An 18,402-nucleotide genomic window follows, 5' to 3' on the forward strand; every position below is an offset into this window, starting at 1 on the left:
CCGGGGCCGGGCGGCTGGCCCACACCGGCAGCGGGCGGCTGGCCCACACCGGGGCCGGGCGGTCCGGGTGCTCCGGCCGGCCCGCCGCCGGCCTCCGGTGGCGGCCCGCCCGTGCCGGTCTGGACCGGCGGCGCGCCCGGTTCGGGCTGGCCCCCGGCCGGCTACCCGCCGCCGTACGCGCCCCCCACGCCGGCGCCGGGCCGCTCCGCCGGCGGGTGGGTGGTGGCCGTCGTGGTGACCGTGGTCGTCGCCGTGGTGCTCGCCTTCTGCGGCTGCATCGGGCTGGGCGTGCTCGGCAGCGTCCTGGACGACCCGGGCGCCTCCGGCGAGCCGTACCACCCGCAGTTCGACGAGCCCGACGCCGTCCCGACCGACGACCCGGCCGAGGAGGCGGGACCGGCCCCGGCCACCACCCCCTCCGGCGGGCCCGGCCGGTTCACGGTGCGGTACGAGGTCACCGGCACGGGCCCGGCGAACGTCCAGTTCTACGACGCCGATGGCGTCTTCCGCACCGCCAACCGGGTGGCGCCGCCCTGGCGGCTGGCGTTCACCGCCAACGACCGGAAGCAGGTGCAGATCGTCGCCCTGGCCGCCGACCAGCGCAACGACGGGGTGACCTGCCGGATCACCATCAACGGCACGGTCGTCTCCCGGGATTCGAGTGCGACGGGCGGGATGGCGAGCTGCTTCGGCTCGTGACGACCGGGCGGTCGTGCGGCATCCGCGCCGGCCCGTAGGCTGGCCGGCGTGAGCACGACCGATCCGCTGGTGGCCCGGATGCGGCCGTTCGGCACCACCATCTTCGCCGAGATGTCCGCGCTGGCCGTCCGCACCGGCGCGGTCAACCTCGGGCAGGGTTTCCCGGACACCGACGGCCCGCCGGAGATGCTCGCGGCCGCCGCCGAGGCGCTGCGCTCCGGCCACAACCAGTACCCGCCGGGCCCGGGGATCTCGGCCCTGCGCGCGGCCGTCGCGGCCCACCAGCAGCGGTTCTGGGGGCTGGCGTACGACCCGGACGGCGAGATCGTGGTGACGGCGGGCGCCACCGAGGCGATCGCCGCGACCATCCTCGCCCTCTGCGAGCCCGGCGACGAGGTCGTCTGCTTCGAGCCCTACTACGACTCGTACGCGGCCTCGATCGCCCTGGCCGGCGCGGTCCGGCGGCCGGTCACGCTGCGCCCCGGCGCCGACGGCCGGTACGCCTTCGACCCGGCCGAGCTGCGCGCCGCGTTCGGGCCGCGGACCCGGCTGGTGCTGCTCAACTCGCCGCACAACCCGACCGGCAAGGTGTTCACCCCGGACGAATTGGCGCTGGTCGCCGAGCTGTGCCAGGAGCACGACACGTACGCGGTCACCGACGAGGTGTACGAGCACCTGGTCTTCACCGACGCCGCCGCGCCGCACGTGCCGCTGGCCACGCTGCCCGGCATGCGCGAGCGGACGCTGCGGATCTCCTCGGCCGGCAAGACGTTCTCCTGCACCGGCTGGAAGGTCGGCTGGGTGAGCGGCCCCGCGCCGCTGGTCGGCGCGGTGCTGCGAGTGAAGCAGTTCCTCACCTTCGTCAACGCCGGGCCGCTGCAACCCGCCGTCGCGGTGGCACTCGCCCTGCCGGACGCCTACTTCACCGACTTCCGGGACGGCCTGCAACGCCGCCGCGACCGGCTCGTCGCCGGCCTGGTGGACGCCGGGTTCGACGTGCTCGCCCCGGAGGGCACCTACTTCGTCACCGCCGACGTGACCCGGCTCGGCGGGCGGGACGGGGTGGAGTTCTGCCGGTCGCTGCCGGAGCGGTGCGGGGTGGTGGCCGTGCCGACCCAGGTCTTCTACGACGACGCGGAGGCGGGGCGGCGGCTGATCCGGTTCGCCTTCTGCAAGCGTCCCGAGGTGCTCACCGAGGCCGTCGCCCGGCTGCGCGAGCTGAAGGAGGGCCGGTGACCGACGGGTACGCCGACCGGCTGCGCCGGATCAGCGCGCAGCGCGGCTGCGACACGATGCTCTCCGGCACCCGGCCGGCCTCGGTGCCGGAGCAGCTGGCGGTGCTCGGCGCCGTGGCCGGCGACGACGCGCTGCCGGACAGCTACGGCGAGGGTGGGGCGGTCGAGGAGCTGGAGGGCCGGGTCGCCGAGCTGCTCGGCGCCGAGGCGGCAGTCTTCTTTCCCACCGGGACGATGGCCCAGCAGGTGGCGATGCGCTTCGGCGCCGAGCTGACCGGCCGGGACACCGTCGGCCTGCACCCGCTCAGCCACCCGCTGCTGCACGAGCGGGACGCGTACGCGGTGCTCGGCGGCCTGCGGGCGGTGCGGACCACCGTGGCGCCCCGCAACCCGACGGCCGAGGAGGTGGCCGCGCTCGACGAGCCGATCGGCACGCTGCTGCTGGAGCTTCCGCTGCGCGACGCCGGGTTCGTGCTGCCGACCTGGGACGAGCTGGTGGCGGTGGTCGGCGCGGCCCGGCAGCACGGGGCCCGGGTGCACCTCGACGGGGCCCGGCTCTGGGAGTCCACCGTCCACCTCGGACGTTCGACGGCCGAGATCGCGGCCCTGGCCGACAGCACGTACGTCTCGTTCTACAAGTCCCTGGGCGGCCACTCGGGCGCGGCCCTGGCCGGCGACGCCGGGCTGGCCCGGTACGCCCGCGCCTGGCGGCACCGGTACGGCGGGAACCTGTTCCAGCAGTGGCCGGCCGCGCTGGCCGCGCTCGGCGGGCTGGCGCGCGAACTGCCCCGGCTGCCCGGGTACGTGGCCCACGCGAGGGTGGTCGCCGGCGCGCTGGCCGCGTTGCCCGGCGCGCGGGTCCATCCGGCTCCCCCGCACACCCATCAGTTCCGGCTCTGGCTGCCGCATCCGGCGGAGGCACTCAACGCGGCCAACCTCGCCCTCGCCGAGGAGGAGCGGGCCTGGTTCGTCGCCGGCTGGCGGGACACCGAGGTGCCCGGCCTGGCGCTGGCCGAGGTGACCGTCGCCGGCCCGGCCCTGGACTTGGGCCCCGACCAGGTCCTCGACCTGGCCGACCGGTTCCTCCGCCGGCTTCCGCCCACCTGACGCACACCCACGCCGGTCCGCCGGTCCGGCCGTCGAGACCCCGGCGGGCCCGCCCGCCGGACCCGCTCAGGGAGACCCGCCGGACCGGCCCTGCGGAGGCCCGGCAGCGGCCCGGGAGCGGCCCGGCAAGCCCGGCGAACCTGGCCCGGCGGACCCGACCCGACGGCCCCGGGGACCCGGCGGGCCGCGTCCGCGGTCAGCCGGCGGCCTGGGCGGGACCGCTCGCCGGGCGCGGCGCGCTGGCCACGGACGGGTTGCCGGTGAGCGTGGCGAGCAGCGCGCCGCCGTCGGCCAGCAGCACCGCCTCGGCGTCGTCGACGAAGGCGAGGTCCGCCTCGACGTGCCGGCTCGCCGCCGCGAGCAGCAGCCCGACCACCGGATCGTCGGTCCGGCGGCGCAGGCCGTCGAGGTTGCGCAGCTCGCGCATCAGGTGGCCGCGCTGGTTGGTGAGGACGGTGCGTACGGTCGCCGCCGCGCCGGACCGGGCGGCGGCGGTGAGCTTCAGGAAGAAGTCGTCCCGGAAGCCGCCGCTGCGCGGGCTCGGTTCGGCGAGCCAGCGGTCCAGCTCGGCCCGGCCGGCCTCGGTGATCTCGTAGACCACCCGGTCCGGCTTCACCGGTTGGGCGTGCCGCTCGGCCACCACCAGCTCGTCCCGGGAGAGCCGGTCGAGGATCTGGTAGAGGTGCCCGATGTTGAGTGGGCCCCACTGCGGGCCGACCGCCGCCTCGAAGGCGCTCTTCAGCTCGTAGCCGTAGCTGGGGCCGCGGGCGAGCAGAGCCAGGACCGCGTGTTGGATCGCCACCGTCTCCTCCGATCCGCTTCCGGACAGCCGTCCGGGTGGAGCCTTGCATTGTGACAATGTATCGCGCACAGTGTGGGCAGCACACGGGGAGGCGCGACATGTTCCATCTGGTCTGGGGGCAACTGCGCGGCCGTGCCGGACGGTCGGTGGCGCTGCTGGTCGGCGTACTGGTGGCGACCACCGGCTTCGTCGTGCTGACCGGCGCCACCACCACGTCCCGGCTGGCCGTCACGGGCATCGTCGAGCGGAACACCGCGGCGGCCTACCAGATCCTGGTCCGGCCCAAGGGGGCGCGCACCCCGCTCGAGGTCGACCGGCGGCTGGTCCGCCCCAACTACCTCTCCGGCCTCTTCGGCGGCATCACCACGGCACAGTACGAGCAGGTCAAGGCGGTGGGCGGCGTCGAGGTGGCCGCGCCCATCGCGATGCTGGGCCACTCCACCGCGCCGGTGCCCCTGTCGTTCGACCTCACCGACGCCGTGGACCGGGGCCTGGACCGCCAGGTGATCCGCGTCGAACCCACCTTCGTGGCCGAACGCGGCCTCTCCACCGCGCCGGCCAAGCCGCGCTACGTGTACGTGACGAAGCACCGCCTCATCTACCCCCGCTTCGACGGCAACCTCAACGAGCCGGCGACGCCGTACACCGACGGCCGGTCGTACCCGTGGGACGACCTGTGCGGGGCCGCCCCGCGGGAGGTGCTGCCGGGCGGGCAGAGCCGCCCGATCTGCGATCCGATGTTCGGCGGGCTCCAGGCCAGCCCGGCCACCCTCTCCGAGCGGCAGGTGTGGGGCGTGACCGCGGCGCGGCTGCTGCCCGACGGCCGGTTCGAGACGGCCGACGGCCTGCTCGAGGCGGACAACGCGCCTACCACCACCGACCGCCTGCTGCTCACCTACCAGCTGACCGTGCCGTTGCTGGTCGCCGCCGTCGATCCCGTCGCCGAGAACCAGCTCGTGGGCCTGGACGCCGCCGTGACCAGCGGGCGACCGCTCCGGGCCGACGACCCGGTCACCGAGAGCCGCGGCGGCACCCTGCTCACCCGTACCGCGCCGGCGCTGATCACCAGCCGTCCCTTCTTCGACAGCGCGGTCCGCGCCCGGTACACCCGGCTGACCACGGTCCAGCCGACCACCGTGCCGCCCATCGACCTCGAACAGACCCTGGGCCGGGCCACCGGGACGCCGGCCGGCACCGGCACCGTCGACGCCGCCGCCGCCTACCGCGCCCAGCTCGCGCAAGGGCTCGCCACGGACGGCTGCTGCCGGGGCCAGCTCCAGCGGATCATCCAGGCGGGGCCGACGACCTACCGCGAGCTGCCGGACGGCACCCTGCGCGCCGACCCGGTCCCGCCCGCCGACCCGGCGGTGTACGGCACCCAGTTCACCTTCAACTTCCTGCCCCGCCCCTGGCTGGCCGAGGACACCGGCTTCCGGCCGGTCCGGGCCCTCGCCGGGAAGGAGGGCGGCGCGACCACCCGGTACCACCAGTGGCAGGCCGTCGGCGGGTTCGACCCGGAGAAGCTGGCCGGCTTCAGCGACCTGGGCACGGTCCCGCTGGAGACGTACGGGGCGCCGCGCGCCGAGGGCGCGGACGAAGGCAGCCGCGCGGCGCTCGGCGGCCAGCCCTTGGAGCCGAGCGGCAACCCGGCCGGCTACCTCTCCGTGCCGCCACTGGTGCTCGTCAACCTCGCCGGCGTGCCGAAGCTGCTGGAGGACGGCAACAGCCCGCAACGCGCCGCGCCGATCAGCGCGATCCGGGTGCGGGTCGCCGACGTGGACGGTTACAGCGAGCGGGCCGCGGAACGGGTGCGCCTGATCGCCGAGCAGATCAACCGGGCCACCGGCCTGGACGTCGACATCACGCTGGGCTCCTCGGCCGCCCCGCAGACCGTGGCGCTGCCGGCCGGCGCGTTCGGCCGCCCCGACCTGCGGCTGACCGAGAACTGGTCGGCGCTCGGCGTCGCCTCCACCATCGTGCGGGCGGTGGACCGCAAGAGCGCCGTGCTGTTCCTGCTGGTGCTGGTGGTCTGTGTGCTCTTCCTCGGCAACGCCGTCTCCGCCGCCGTCCGGGACCGCCGCGCCGAACTGGCGGTGCTGGCCTGCCTCGGCTGGCCGGCCCGCCGGATCGGCGCGCTCGTTCTCGGCGAGGTGGCCCTGCTCGGCCTCGCCGCCGGGCTGCTGTCGCTCGGGCTGGCCGTGCCGCTCGGCGCCGCCCTCGGCATCGGCGTCGACTGGCGGCGGGCGGCGCTCGCCGTACCGGTGGCGCTTCTGCTGGCGCTGGCCGCCGGCCTGGCCCCCGCGCGGCGGGCGGCGCGCGCCCACCCGGCCGCCGCGCTGCGTCCGCCGGTGGCCACCGCGCGCTGGGTACGCCGGCCGCGCACCCTGCCCGGCCTGGCCCTGGCGAACCTGGTCCGCACGCCCGGCCGCACCCTGCTCGGCGCGGGGGCGCTGGCCATCGGGGTGGCCGCGCTGACCGTGGTGGCCGCCGCCACGTACGCCTTCCGCGGCGCCATCGTGGGCAGCCTGCTCGGCGACACCGTGTCGCTGGGTGTGCGCGGCGCCGACACCCTGGCGGCCGTGGCCACGGTGCTGCTCGGCGCCGCGGCGGTCGCCGACGTGCTCTACCTGAACATCCGCGACCGGGGCGCCGAGCTGGCCACGTTGCGCGCCACCGGCTGGACGGACGCGGCGCTGGGCCGCCTGGTCGGCTACGAGGCCTTCCTGCTCGGCGCGCTCGGCGCGGTCACCGGCGCGGGCCTGGGACTCGCCGGCGCGGCCGGGCTGGTCGGCGAGCTGCCGGCGGCGCTGCTCCGGGTGGCGGCCACCGTGGCGGCGGCGGGCGTGCTGGTCACCTGCCTGGCGGCGCTCGTCCCGGCCGCGCTGCTGCGCCGCCTTCCCACCGCACGACTGCTGGCAGAGGAGTGACCATGGATGCGACGACGGGCAGTACGGTGCGCACCGCCGGGCTGGTCCGGCAGTTCCGCAGCGGCACCGAGCGGCTCACCGCCGTCGACGACGTGTCGCTGGAGATCGCGCCGGGATCGGTGGTGGCGCTGACCGGGCCGAGCGGCTCGGGCAAGTCCACCCTGCTGCACCTGATCGGTGCGATCGAGCAGGCGGACCGCGGCACGGTGACGGTGGACGACGTGGAGGTCACCGGCCTGCGCCGGGCCGCGCTGGCCCGCTACCGGCAGCGGGTCGGTTTCGTCTTCCAGCGCTACCACCTGCTGCCGGCGCTGACCGTGCTGGACAACGTGATCGCGCCGGTGCTGCCCCGCCGGGGCCGCGCCGACCACGCGGTCCGCGCCCGGGAGCTGCTGGAGGCGGTCGGGCTCGCCGGCCGGGAACGCGCCCTGCCCGCCCAGCTCTCCGGCGGCCAGCAGCAGCGGGTGGCGATCGCCCGCGCGCTGATGGGCGCGCCCCGGCTCCTGCTGGCCGACGAGCCGACCGGGAACCTCGACTCGACGACCGGCACCCAGATCCTGGACCTGCTGCTCGACCTGCGCGACCGGCACGGCATGACGGTCCTGCTGGCGACCCACGAACGGGCCATCGCCGCCCGGTGCGACCGCCTGATCCGCCTCGCCGACGGCAAGCTCGTGGAGGACATCGACCTCACCGACGGGGAGGACCCGGCCGACACCCTCGACCGCGCCTCCCGGCTGCGTCTCTAGCCGAGGGGATCGGATGTTCCGGTTCATCTGGCGCCAACTTCGTGGACGCCCCGGTCGTACGGTGGCGCTGCTGGCCGGCGTGCTGGTGGCCACCACCGGTTTCGTCGTCCTCACCGAGGCGACCACCACCTCGCGGCTCGCCGTGAAGGGCAGCCTCGAACGGCACACCCGTGCGTCCTACGACATCCTCGTCCGTCCCACGGGCAGCCGCACCCCGCTGGAGGCGCAGCGCGGGCTGGTCCGGCCCAACTACCTCTCCGGGCTCTTCGGCGGCATCACCACGGCGCAGTACGACCAGGTCAAGGCCGTGCCGGGGATCGAGGTGGCCGCGCCCATCGCGATGCTCGGCCACGCCGACCAGGTCGTCAGCGGCTCGCTCGACCTCACCGGCGCGGTCAACCCCGCCCTGGACCGGCAGGTCATCCGGGTCGACCTGACCTTCGCCACGGACCGGGGCAAGTCCGTCGGGCGGGCCAAACCCCAATACCTCTACCTGACGAAGCGTCCGTTGATCTTTCCGGACTTCTCCGCGTCGCCCGGCCCGACGCTCCGGTACACCGACGGCAACCGGTACCCCATCGACGTCTGCGGACGGGAGTACGCGGTCCCACGCGAGGTCCAGCCGGACGGGCGCTCGCTGCCGGTCTGCGACCCGTTGTCCGTGGCGACCGACGGCGCGGCCGGGTCGACCATGTCCGAACTCGACATGACCTCGCTCAGCGCGGCCCACCTGCGGCCGGACGGGCGATTCCAGTACGGCGCGGCCCGCGGAGGCAAGGCGCCGGCGCCCAGCGACCGGCTGCTGCTTCCGGTCGGGATCAGCGTCGCGATGCTGCTGGCCGCCGTCGACCCGGAGGCCGAGAACCGGCTGGTGGGGTTGAACGGGGCGATCCAGGACGGCGTGCCGCTGCCGGCGGATCGCCGGCCGGCCCGGGTGGACTACGGCTGGGGTCACGCCACCGAGTTTCCCGTCCTCGCCACCAGCCGTCCGTTCGTCGACGGGTCGGTCTCGGCCACGTACCGCCACCTCGTCCCGCCCCGGATAGCCGGCCTGCCGGCGGACCGGGTCGGCGCCACCCTGGCCACACTTCCCGGCACCCCGGCGGGCGGCGGGCGGGAGGACTTCGCCGACCGCTACCTCGGGGACATCCGGAAACTGATCGAGCGCCCCGCCGAGTGTTGCGGCGGCGTGCTCGACCTGCTGTTGCAGGCCGGCCCGGTCGACTACGACGCCGGAGCGGATGGCGTCCTGCGGCCACGCACGGTCGCGGTCGACCCGTCGGTCTACGGCTCCGAGTTCGTGATCAAGCGGCAGCGGTCCTGGCTCACCGACGACACGTCCTTCCGGCCACTCAGCCAGGTGCCGACGAGCCCCGGCGGCAGCGCCATCGCCCCCAGCTGGCGCCCGGTCGGCACGTTCGACCCGCTCCGGTTGACCGGGTTCGACGACCTGTCCCGGGTCCCGCTGGAGACGTACGAGCCGCCGACCGTCGAGGGCGGCGACGACCGCAGCCGGCGTGTTCTGGGTGACCGGCCGTTGCTGCCCAACGGCAGCCCCGGCGGCTACCTCTCGGCGCCGCCGCTGCTGCTCACCAACCTGGCCAGCGTCCCGGAGCTGCTGGTCGCCGCGCCCGCCCGGCAACGCGCGGCGCCGATCAGCGCGATCCGGGTCCGGGTGGCCGACGTGGACGGTTACAGCGAGCGCGCGGCCGAGCGGGTCCGCCTGATCGCCGAGCGGATCGCCACCACCACCGGCCTGGACGTGGACATCACCCTCGGTTCCTCGCCCGCCCCGCAGACCGTTGACCTGCCCGCCGGCGCGTTCGGCCGGCCCGACCTGCGGCTGACCGAGAACTGGTCCGCCCTCGGCGTCGCCTCGGTCATCACGGAGGCCGTCGACCGCAAGAGCGCCGTCCTGTTCGCGCTGGTCCTCGTGGTCTGCGCGCTCTTCCTCGGCAACGCCGTCACGGCCGCCGTCCGCGACCGCCGTGCCGAACTCGCCGTGCTGGCCTGCCTCGGCTGGTCCGCCCGCCGGATCGGCGCGCTCATCCTCGGTGAGGTCGCCACGCTCGGCCTGGCCGCCGGGCTGCTCGGCGTCGGCCTCGCGGTGCCGCTCGGCCACGCCCTCGGCATCGAGGTGCAGCGGCAGCGGGCGCTGGTCGCCGTACCGGTGGCGCTGCTGCTGGCCGTGGTCGCGGGGCTGGCCCCCGCGCTGCGCGCGGCCCGGGCCCACCCCGCCGCCGCGCTGCGCCCGCTGGTGACCGGCACTCTCCGCGCCCACCGCACCCGGAGCATCGCCGGAATGGCGCTGGTCAACCTGGCCCGCGTGCCCGCCCGCACCCTGCTCGGCGGTGCCGCCCTGGCCATCGGCGTCGCCTCGCTCACGCTGGTCATCGCGGTCAGCTACGCCTTCCGCGGCGCGATCGTCGGCAGCCTGCTCGGCGACACGGTGTCGCTGGACGTACGCGGCGCGGACACCCTCGCCGCCGTGGCCACCGTGCTCCTCGGCGCGGCCGCCGTAGGCGACGTGCTCTACCTGGATGTCCGGGACCGCGCCACCGAGCTGGCCGCCCTGCAGGCGACCGGCTGGACCGACGGGGCCCTCACCCGCCTCGTCGGCTACCAGGCCCTGTTCCTCGGTGGTCTCGGCGCGCTCACCGGCGCCGGCCTCGGGCTGGCCGGCGCGGCCTGGCTCGTCGGCGAGCTGCCGGCCACCCTGGTCGCCGCCGCCCTGCTGGCCGCCCTGGCCGGCGTGCTGATCACCTGCCTGGCCGCGCTCGTGCCCGCCCAGCTGCTGCGTCGGCTACCGACCGCGCAGCTGCTGGCGCAGGAGTGAGCCGGGCCGGGGTCAGCCGACCGAGCTGGCGGTCCGCACCTGCTCGGCGATGCGTTCGGCGACCGACCGGGCGGTGGCCTCGGTGGCGAGGCCGGCGAGCGTGGCGCCGCCGTCGGCGAGCAGCGCCGCCTCGGCGTCGTCGACGAAGGCCAGGTCGGCCTCGACGTGCCGGCCGGCAGCCGAGAGCAGCAGCCGGACCACCGGATCGTCGGCGCCGCGCCGCAACCCGTCGAGGTTGCGCAGCTCCCGCAAGAGGTGGCCGCTGGGCCCGCGGGCGAGCAGGGTCAGGACGGCGTGCTGGATCGCCACCGTCTCCTCCGATCCGGTTCGCGGCAGGCACCCGGGAGGGGCCTTGCATTGTGACAATGTATCGAGCACAGTGGGCTCAGCACACGGGGAGGCGCGATGGTCGGGTTCGTCTGGGGTCAGCTTCGCGGCCGTGCCGGCCGGTCGGTGGCGCTGCTGGTCGGCGTACTGGTGGCCACCACCGGTTTCGTCGTCCTCACCGGCGCCACCACCACCTCCCGGCTCGCCGTCACCGGCACCGTCGAGCGGAACACCCGCGCCGCCTACGACATCCTGGTCCGGCCGAAGGGCACCCGCACCCCGCTGGAGGCGGAGCGCGGGCTGGTCCGGCCCAACTACCTCTCCGGCACCTACGGTGGCATCACCACCGCCCAGTACGACCAGGTCAAGGCCGTCGACGGGGTGGACGTCGCCGCCCCGATCGCCATGCTCGGCTACTCCACCACGTCGATCGAGATGCCGCTCGACGTCACCGAGGCGGTCGACCCGGCGCTGGACCGGCAGCTCGTCAGGATCGACCGCGAGTTCCTCGCCGAGCGCGGCCTCAGCCACGTCCCGGCCCAACCCACCTACGTGTACGTGACGACGCACCCGCTGGCCTATCCGATCATCGGCGACGAGTACTACCCGGACGCGGTGCGCTACACCGACGGGCGGACCTACGACACCGACGGCTGCGGGCTGCTGCCCCGCGAGACGCTGCCCGGCGGGCGTACCGCGCCGATCTGCGACCTCCAGGTCGAGCAGGGCAACGCGATGCAGGACCTCAGCGAGCGACAGCTGTGGGAGGTGGAGGCGTTCCGGATGCTGCCCGGGGGCCGCTTCCTGCCCTCGACGGTGCGGTCCACCGCCGAGCCGGACAAGCCCGTCCCGCCGGTCTCCCGCCTGACGGTCACGGTGCGTCTCACCGTGCCGCTCCTGCTCGCCGCCGTGGACCCGGCGGCCGAGCAGCGACTGGTCGGCCTCGGCGACGCGGTGGTCGCCGGTCGGCCGCTCGCCACCACCGACACCACCGTGGTGACCAAGGTGCGCGGCGGGCTGTCCAGCCGGACCCTGCCGGTGCTCGCCACCAGCCGTCCGTTCCTCGACGGCGCGATCCGGGCCACCTACACCCGCTTCCCGCTGAACCGCAGCATCGCCGGCGTGCCACCCGGAGAGCTGGCCGCACGGCTGCGCGGCGCGCCGGCGACCCCGGCCGGCGGCACGGAACGGGACGCGTTGAGCGCGTACCGGTCGCAGCTCGACGCCGGACTCGGCCCCCGCACCTGCTGTCACGGTCAACTCCAGATCGTGGTGCAACCGGGGCAGGCCGCCTACGACCAGTCGCCCGACCGCACGCTGCGGGTCCGTCCGACCCCCGCGGACCCGGCCGTGTACGGCGACTCGCAGGACCTGGTCACGCTGCCCCGGCCGTGGCTCAGCGAGGACACCGGCTACCGGCCGCTGACCCAGTTGCAGCTGGGACGCGGCGCCCAGGACGCCCGGCAGTGGCAGGCCGTCGGGCTCTTCGACCCGGAGAAGCTGACCGGGTTCAGCGACCTCGGCAGGGTTCCGCTGGAGACGTACGAGCCGCCGCGCGCGGCGGGGGCCGACGACCGCAGCCGCGCGGCGTTGGGCGGACGGCCGCTGGAGCCGAGCGGCAACCCGGCCGGCTACCTGTCCGCACCGCCGCTGCTGCTCACCAGCCTCGCCAGTCTGCCCGGCCTGCTCTCCAACGGCAGCAGTCCACAACGCACCGCGCCGATCAGCGCGATCCGGGTCCGGGTGGCCGACGTGGACGGCTACAGCGAACGCTCCGCCGAACGGGTCCGGCTGATCGCCGAGCGGATCGCCACCACCACCGGCCTCGACGTCGACATCACCCTCGGCTCCTCCCCCGCCCCGCAGACCGTCGACCTGCCCGCCGGCGCGTTCGGTCGCCCCGACCTGCGGCTCACCGAGAACTGGTCCGCCCTCGGCGTCGCCTCGGTCATCACCCGGGCCGTGGACCGCAAGAGCGCCGTGCTGTTCGCGCTGGTGCTCGTGGTCTGTGCGCTCTTCCTCGGCAACGCGGTCACCGCCGCCGTCCGGGACCGCCGGGCCGAGCTGGCCGTGCTGGCCTGTCTCGGCTGGCCGGCCCGCCGGATCGGCGCGCTCGTCCTCGGCGAGGTCGCCGCGCTCGGACTGGTCGCCGGGCTGCTCGCCGTCGGCCTGGCCGTGCCGCTCGGCCACGCCCTCGGCATCGGCGTCGACTGGGGGCGAGCCCTGCTCGCCGTACCGGTGGCCCTGGTGCTGGCGCTGGTCGCGGGCCTGGCGCCGGCGCTGCGGGCGGCGCGCGCCCACCCGGCCGCCGCCCTGCGCCCGCCGGTGGCCGGCGCCCTGCGCGCCCGCCGGACGCGGACCGTCGCCGGGATGGCGGTGGTCAACCTGGCCCGTGTGCCCGGACGCACCGCACTCGGCGCCGCCGCGCTCGCCATCGGCGTGGCCGCGCTCACCCTGGTCGGCGCCGTCTCCTTCGCCTTCCGCGGGGCCGTCGTCGGCAGCCTGCTCGGCGACACCGTGTCGCTGAGCGTGCGCGGCGCGGACACCCTGGCCGCCGTGGCCACCGTGCTGCTCGGCGCCGCCGCCGTCGCCGACGTCGTCTACCTGGACGTCCGCGACCGGGCCACCGAGCTGGCCACCCTGCGGGCCACCGGTTGGACCGACGGCGATCTCGCCCGCCTGATCGGCTACCAGGCCCTGTTCCTCGGTGGGCTCGGCGCGCTCACCGGCGCCGGCCTCGGCCTCGGCGGCGCGGCCTGGCTCGTCGGCGACCTGCCGGCCGCGCTGGTGGCCGTGGCCGCGGTGGTCGCCGCGGCCGGGGTGCTGGTCACCTGCCTCACGGCGCTCGTACCGGCCGGCCTGCTCCGCCGGCTGCCCACCGCCCAACTGCTCGCCGAGGAGTGACCATGGACCCGACCACCGGAAGCACCGTGCGCGCGGACGACCTGGTCCGCGAGTTCCGGTCCGGCACCGAACGGCTCACCGCCGTCGACGGGGTGTCGCTGGAGATCGCGAGCGGCTCCGTGACGGCGCTCACCGGCCCGAGCGGCTCCGGCAAGTCGACGCTGCTGCACCTGGTCGGCGCGATCGAACGGGCCGACCGGGGCAGCCTCACCGTGGACGACGTGGAGATCACCGCGCTGCGCCGGGCCGCGCTGGCCCGCTACCGGCAACGGGTCGGCTTCGTCTTCCAGCGCTACCACCTGCTACCGGCGCTGACCGTGCTGGACAACGTGATCGCGCCGGTGCTGCCCCGCCCCGGCCGGGCCGACCACCAGGCCCGGGCCCGCGAGCTGCTGGCCGCCGTCGGCCTGGCCGGGCGGGAACGGGCCCTGCCGGCCCAGCTCTCCGGCGGGCAGCAGCAGCGGGTGGCCATCGCGCGGGCGCTGATGGGCCGGCCCCGCCTGCTGCTGGCCGACGAGCCCACCGGCAACCTGGACTCCACCACCGGCGCGCAGATCCTCGACCTGCTGCTGGAGCTGCGCGAGCGGCACGGCATGACGATCCTGCTGGCCACGCACGAGCGGGCCATCGCCGCCCGCTGCGACCGGCTGATCCGGTTGGGCGACGGCCGGATCGTCGAGGACGTCGACCTCACCGACGGCGAGGACGCGGCCGACACGTTCGACCGGGCCTCCCGACTGCGACTCTGACCGCCGCGGTGCCGCTCAGCCGACCGGGCTGGCGGTACGCACCTGCTCGGCGATGCGTTCGGCGACCGACCGGGCGGTGGCCTCGGTGGCGGCCTCGACCATCACCCGGACCAGCGGCTCGGTCCCGGACGGGCGCAGCAGCACCCGGCCGGTCTCGCCCAGCTCGGCCTCGGCCCGCTCCACCTCGGCGCGGACGGCCGGCGCGGCGGCACCCACGGTACGGTCCCCCACCGGCACGTTGATCAGCACCTGGGGCAGCTTGGTGACCACGGACGCCAGCTCGGCCAGGGACGCGCAGGTGGCGGCCATCCGCGCCATCAGGTGCAGCCCGGTCAGCACCCCGTCGCCGGTGGTGGCGTACGCGGGCAGCACGATGTGGCCGCTCTGCTCGCCGCCCAGCGCCAGGCCGGAGGCGTGCAGCTCCTCCAGCACGTACCGGTCGCCGACCTTGGTCTCGACCAGCCGGATGCCCTGGGCGGACATGGCCAGCCGCAGGCCGAGGTTGCTCATCACGGTGGCGACCAGGGTGTCCTGGGTCAGTTCACCGGCGTCCCGCATGGCCAGGGCGAGGATCGCCATGACCTGGTCGCCGTCGACCTCCTCGCCGTCGGCGGTGACCGCGACGCACCGGTCGGCGTCGCCGTCGTGGGCGATGCCCAGGTGCGCGCCGTGCTCGACCACGGCGGCGCGCAGCGCCTCGATGTGGTTGGAGCCGCACTCGTCGTTGATGTTGAGCCCGTCCGGCTCGGCGTGGATGGCGATCACCTCGGCACCGGCCTCCTGGTAGGCGGCCGGTGCGACGTCGGCCGCCGCGCCGTTGGCGCAGTCGACCACGACCTTGATCCCGTCGAGGCGGTGCGGCACGGTGCCGACCAGGTGCTGGACGTAGTGGTCGGCGCCGTCGAGCAGGTCGTTCACCCGGCCGACACCGGCACCGGTGGGGCGCGCCCAGGCGGTGGTGGCGTTCGCCTCGACGGCCGCCTCGATCCGCGCCTCGATCTCGTCGGGCAGCTTGTGCCCACCGGCGGCGAAGATCTTGATGCCGTTGTCCGGCATCGGGTTGTGCGAGGCGGAGAGCATCACGCCCAGGTCGGCCTTGATTTCGGCGGTGAGGAACGCCACCGCCGGGGTGGGCAGCACGCCGACCCGGACCACGTTGGCGCCGGCGCTGGTCAGGCCGGCGACGACGGCCGCCTCCAGCATCTCGCCGCTGGCCCGGGTGTCCCGGCCGACCACGGCCAGCGGCGGATGGCTCCGGTCCGCCTCGGCCAGCGTGTGCGCGGCGGCCACCGCGACCGCGAGCGCCAACTCCGGGGTGAGATCCGCGTTCGCCCGCCCGCGTACGCCGTCCGTGCCGAACAACCGGCCCATACCCGCCAACCTCCGATGGAACTGCCGCTGAGGAGAGGAGAAAGACGGACGGCCGGGTCCTCCTCCCGCGGTGGGGAGGCGGACCCGGCCGTCCGTCAGAAGTACACGGCGCTGGTGGTGATCAGCGCTTCGAGTACTGAGGAGCCTTGCGGGCCTTCTTGAGGCCGTACTTCTTGCTCTCCTTGACCCGGGCGTCGCGGGTCAGGAAGCCGGCCTTCTTGAGGGCCGGGCGGTCGTCCGGCTCGCTCACGATCAGCGCCCGGGCGATGGCCAGGCGCAGCGCGCCGGCCTGGCCGGTGGTGCCGCCACCCCGCAGGTTGGCGATCACGTCGAAGGCCTCGGGCTTCTCGGCGGTGACCAGCGGGTCCTTGATCAGCTGCTGGTGCACCTTGCTCGGGAAGTAGGCCTCGAGGTCACGGCCGTTGCAGGTGATCTTGCCGGTGCCGGGGACGATGCGGACCCGGACGATGGCCTCCTTGCGCCGACCCACGGTCTGGATCGGGCGGTCGCCACGGGGCGCGCGCGCGACGGGCGCCGGCGCCTCGGTGGCCTCGGGGGCGACCTCGGTGGCGGTGATGTCGGTCATGCTGCTTCCTTCGCCCGCGCTCACTGCGCGATCTGCTTGATCTCGAACGGCACCGGCTGCTGCGCGGCGTGCGGGTGCTCGGCACCGGCGTAGACCTTCAGCTTCTTGAGCAGCTGACGGCCCAGCTTGTTGTGCGGGAGCATGCCCTTCACGGCCAGCTCGATGGCCCGCTCGGGCCGCTTGGTCAGCAGCTCGTCGTAGCCGACCTGCTTCAGACCACCCGGGTAGCCGGAGTGCCGGTAAGCGATCTTGGTCTGCCGCTTGTTGCCGGTCAGCGCGACCTTGCCCGCGTTCACGATGACGACGAAGTCGCCCGTGTCGACGTGCGGCGCGAAAGTCGGCTTGTGCTTGCCACGCAGCAGCGTGGCGGCGTGGGTCGCGAGGCGGCCCAGCACGACATCAGAGGCGTCGATGACGTGCCACTGACGCTCGATCTCACCCGGCTTCGGGCTGTACGTACGCACAGGTCTACCTTGTCTCGTCGTCGGTCTGGGGTCGCGCGCCGAGGTGACCAGGAGCTCCCAGCCGGACCAGCGCGCACGAACGACCAAGCGTACCTGATGCGGCACGCCTAAGAATGTCGTACAACAGCAGGCAACGATACCCGGCCGTCGGGCGGCAGGTCAAAACGGGGTGTCACCCCGGGTGGCCTGCGGCTCTCCCATGGCGGAGGTCACACGCCGGCCAGCTTACGCCGCCCCGGCCGCAGGTAGACCGCCCAGGTCACCAGGAAGCAGAGCGCGTACCAGCCGATGAAGGCCAGGTAGGCGGCGTCGGCGGTGCCGGCGGCGAGGAAGGACTGCCGGAAGGCCACGTTCACCAGCACCCCGCCGGACGCGCCGACCGCCCCGGCGATCCCGATCAGCGCCCCGGAGAGCCGCCGCGCCCGCCGGTCGGCCGCCGCCCGGTCCCCGGTCAGCTCCGCCTCGATGATGGCCCGAGCCCGGAAGATCGCCGGGATCATCTTGTAGGTCGACCCGTTGCCGATCCCGGAGAAGACGAAGAGCGCCAGGAACCCGGTCAGGTAGAGCGGGAAGGAGCGGTCCCGGGCGGCGTAGAGCACCAGCCCGGCGCCGGCGGCCATCGCCACGAAGTTCCAGAAGGTGACCCGGGCCCCGCCGAGCCGGTCGGCGAGCTGGCCGCCGAGCGGCCGGATCAGCGAGCCGATCAGCGGCCCCAGGAAGGTCAGCCAGGCGGCGTCGACCGGCGTCGGGAACCGGTCGTGGAACTGGAGCTGAAGCACCTGCCCGAAGGCGAAGCCGAACCCGATGAACGAGCCGAAGGTGCCGATGTAGAGCAGCGACATCACCCAGGTGTGCGGGTCGCGGGCGGCCGCGCGCAGCGCGCCCGGCTCGTTGCGCGCCCCGGGGATGTTGTCCAGCCAGCGCGCCGAGGCGAGCGCCGCGAGCACGATCAGCGGCAGGTAGACCGCCGGCACCAGCCGGGGGTACGCGGCGCCCGCGGTGGCCAGCACCGCCAGCCCGACGAGCTGCACGGCCGGCACGCCGAGGTTCCCGCCGCCGGCGTTGAGCCCGAGCGCCCGGCCCTTGAGCCGCTCCGGGAAGAACAGGTTGATGTTGGCCATCGAGGAGGCGAAGTTGCCTCCGCCCACCCCGGTGAGGCAGGCCAGCACCATGAGCGTGGCGTACGACACCCCGGGCTCGATCAGCACCGCCATGGGCACCGCCGGCACCAGCAGCAGCAGGGCGCTCACGATGGTCCAGTTCCGCCCGCCGAAGCGGGCCACGGCCAGCGTGTACGGCAGCCGCAGCACCGCCCCGAGCGCGGCCGGCACGGCGGTGAGCAGGAACTTCCCGGCCGGGTCGATGCCGTACTGCGGGCCGAGGAAGAGCACCATCACCGACCAGAGGCTCCACACGGAGAAGCCGACGTGCTCGGTGAAGATCGAGACGTACAGGTTGCGGCGGGCGACCGGCGCGCCGGTCGTCGCCCAGAACTCGGGCTCCTCGGGGCGCCATTCGGTGATCGGGCCCCGGTGGCCGGCGGCGGCCGGGGTGCGGGGGGACACGAGCGTGCTCACGGCGGCTCCTCCTCGTCGGCGACGAGGGGGACGCTAGGAACGGGCGGTTTCCCGGCCGTGCCCGTCGAG

General features: G+C 75.1%; 14 protein-coding genes. 8 read left to right on the plus strand and 6 right to left on the minus strand.

The genetic code is table 11. The annotated features are described in order from the left end of the window. The 3 genes from LQ51_RS31365 to LQ51_RS17475 all read left to right on the plus strand — a co-directional run. Positions 1–699, plus strand: a 699-nt coding sequence (locus LQ51_RS31365) for an MmpS family transport accessory protein (RefSeq protein WP_231605786.1), incomplete at its 5' end; no start/stop codon positions are given. A 48-nt stretch (positions 700–747) separates the two neighbouring features. After that, a complete protein-coding gene (locus LQ51_RS17470) occupies positions 748–1,935 on the plus strand; it encodes a pyridoxal phosphate-dependent aminotransferase (protein ID WP_046567098.1) in 1,188 nt (395 codons plus the stop codon). After that, positions 1,932–3,041 carry a threonine aldolase family protein gene (locus tag LQ51_RS17475; RefSeq protein ID WP_046567100.1) on the plus strand — a complete coding sequence of 370 codons (1,110 nt, stop codon included), beginning with the start codon at positions 1,932–1,934 and terminating at the stop codon, positions 3,039–3,041. Before LQ51_RS17470 ends, LQ51_RS17475 begins: the two co-directional genes overlap by 4 nt. A 196-nt stretch (positions 3,042–3,237) precedes the next feature. Here LQ51_RS17475 and LQ51_RS17480 read toward each other — a convergent pair whose 3' ends face one another. Then, positions 3,238–3,843, minus strand: a complete 606-nt coding sequence (locus LQ51_RS17480) for a PadR family transcriptional regulator (RefSeq protein ID WP_052744944.1) — start codon at positions 3,841–3,843, stop codon at positions 3,238–3,240. A gap of 98 nt (positions 3,844–3,941) precedes the next feature. Here LQ51_RS17480 and LQ51_RS17485 point away from each other — a divergent pair, with 98 nt between their 5' ends. The 3 genes from LQ51_RS17485 to LQ51_RS17495 are packed head-to-tail and all read left to right on the plus strand — an operon-like array spanning position 3,942 to position 10,355. After that, complete coding sequence (locus LQ51_RS17485; RefSeq protein WP_046567103.1) at positions 3,942–6,770, plus strand: FtsX-like permease family protein; 2,829 nt, start codon at positions 3,942–3,944, stop codon at positions 6,768–6,770. A gap of 2 nt (positions 6,771–6,772) precedes the next feature. Further along, entirely contained in the window at positions 6,773–7,519 is a 747-nt protein-coding gene (locus tag LQ51_RS17490; protein ID WP_046567105.1) for an ABC transporter ATP-binding protein, read from the plus strand. A gap of 13 nt (positions 7,520–7,532) precedes the next feature. Next, positions 7,533–10,355 carry an ABC transporter permease gene (locus LQ51_RS17495; RefSeq protein ID WP_046567107.1) on the plus strand — a complete coding sequence of 941 codons (2,823 nt, stop codon included), beginning with the start codon at positions 7,533–7,535 and terminating at the stop codon, positions 10,353–10,355. Between the two features lie 12 nt (positions 10,356–10,367). On the opposite strand, the gene LQ51_RS17500 is transcribed toward LQ51_RS17495, so the two are convergent. Then, positions 10,368–10,664 (minus strand): hypothetical protein, encoded by a 297-nt coding sequence (locus LQ51_RS17500; RefSeq protein ID WP_046567108.1) that lies wholly within the window; start codon positions 10,662–10,664, stop codon positions 10,368–10,370. Positions 10,665–10,760: 96 nt separating this feature from the next. On the opposite strand from LQ51_RS17500, the gene LQ51_RS17505 reads away from it, so the two are divergent. Beyond that, on the plus strand, positions 10,761–13,586 hold the full coding sequence (locus tag LQ51_RS17505; protein WP_046567110.1) for an ABC transporter permease: 2,826 nt from the start codon (positions 10,761–10,763) through the stop codon (positions 13,584–13,586). A gap of 2 nt (positions 13,587–13,588) precedes the next feature. Continuing rightward, complete coding sequence (locus LQ51_RS17510) at positions 13,589–14,335, plus strand: ABC transporter ATP-binding protein (protein ID WP_082159501.1); 747 nt, start codon at positions 13,589–13,591, stop codon at positions 14,333–14,335. A 15-nt stretch (positions 14,336–14,350) separates the two neighbouring features. Here LQ51_RS17510 and glmM read toward each other — a convergent pair whose 3' ends face one another. The 4 genes from glmM to LQ51_RS17530 all read right to left on the minus strand — a co-directional run bounded on the left by glmM (position 14,351) and on the right by LQ51_RS17530 (position 18,333). Then, complete coding sequence (glmM, locus tag LQ51_RS17515; RefSeq protein WP_046567112.1) at positions 14,351–15,706, minus strand: phosphoglucosamine mutase; 1,356 nt, start codon at positions 15,704–15,706, stop codon at positions 14,351–14,353. 121 nt (positions 15,707–15,827) lie between these two features. After that, positions 15,828–16,292: a 30S ribosomal protein S9 gene (gene rpsI, locus LQ51_RS17520; RefSeq protein WP_018784602.1), complete on the minus strand. Its 465-nt coding sequence runs from the start codon at positions 16,290–16,292 to the stop codon at positions 15,828–15,830. Positions 16,293–16,312: 20 nt separating this feature from the next. Then, positions 16,313–16,756, minus strand: a complete 444-nt coding sequence (gene rplM, locus LQ51_RS17525; RefSeq protein ID WP_046567116.1) for a 50S ribosomal protein L13 — start codon at positions 16,754–16,756, stop codon at positions 16,313–16,315. Positions 16,757–16,965: 209 nt separating this feature from the next. Next, complete coding sequence (locus LQ51_RS17530) at positions 16,966–18,333, minus strand: nitrate/nitrite transporter (RefSeq protein WP_046567120.1); 1,368 nt, start codon at positions 18,331–18,333, stop codon at positions 16,966–16,968. Positions 18,334–18,402 lie beyond the last annotated feature (69 nt).

The organism is Micromonospora sp. HK10 (assembly GCF_000982955.1).
Classification (GTDB): domain Bacteria; phylum Actinomycetota; class Actinomycetes; order Mycobacteriales; family Micromonosporaceae; genus Micromonospora.

Bases quoted from the DNA above. Each gene is read 5' to 3' on its own strand.
- LQ51_RS17485 (WP_046567103.1), top strand. From the start codon at position 3,942: ATGTTCCATCTGGTCTGGGGGCAACTGCGCGGCCGTGCCGGACGGTCG.
- LQ51_RS17490 (WP_046567105.1), top strand. From the start codon at position 6,773: ATGGATGCGACGACGGGCAGTACGGTGCGCACCGCCGGGCTGGTCCGG.
- LQ51_RS17495 (WP_046567107.1), top strand. From the start codon at position 7,533: ATGTTCCGGTTCATCTGGCGCCAACTTCGTGGACGCCCCGGTCGTACG.
- LQ51_RS17505 (WP_046567110.1), top strand. From the start codon at position 10,761: ATGGTCGGGTTCGTCTGGGGTCAGCTTCGCGGCCGTGCCGGCCGGTCG.
- LQ51_RS17510 (WP_082159501.1), top strand. From the start codon at position 13,589: ATGGACCCGACCACCGGAAGCACCGTGCGCGCGGACGACCTGGTCCGC.
- glmM (WP_046567112.1), bottom strand. From the start codon at position 15,706: ATGGGCCGGTTGTTCGGCACGGACGGCGTACGCGGGCGGGCGAACGCG.
- rpsI (WP_018784602.1), bottom strand. From the start codon at position 16,292: ATGACCGACATCACCGCCACCGAGGTCGCCCCCGAGGCCACCGAGGCG.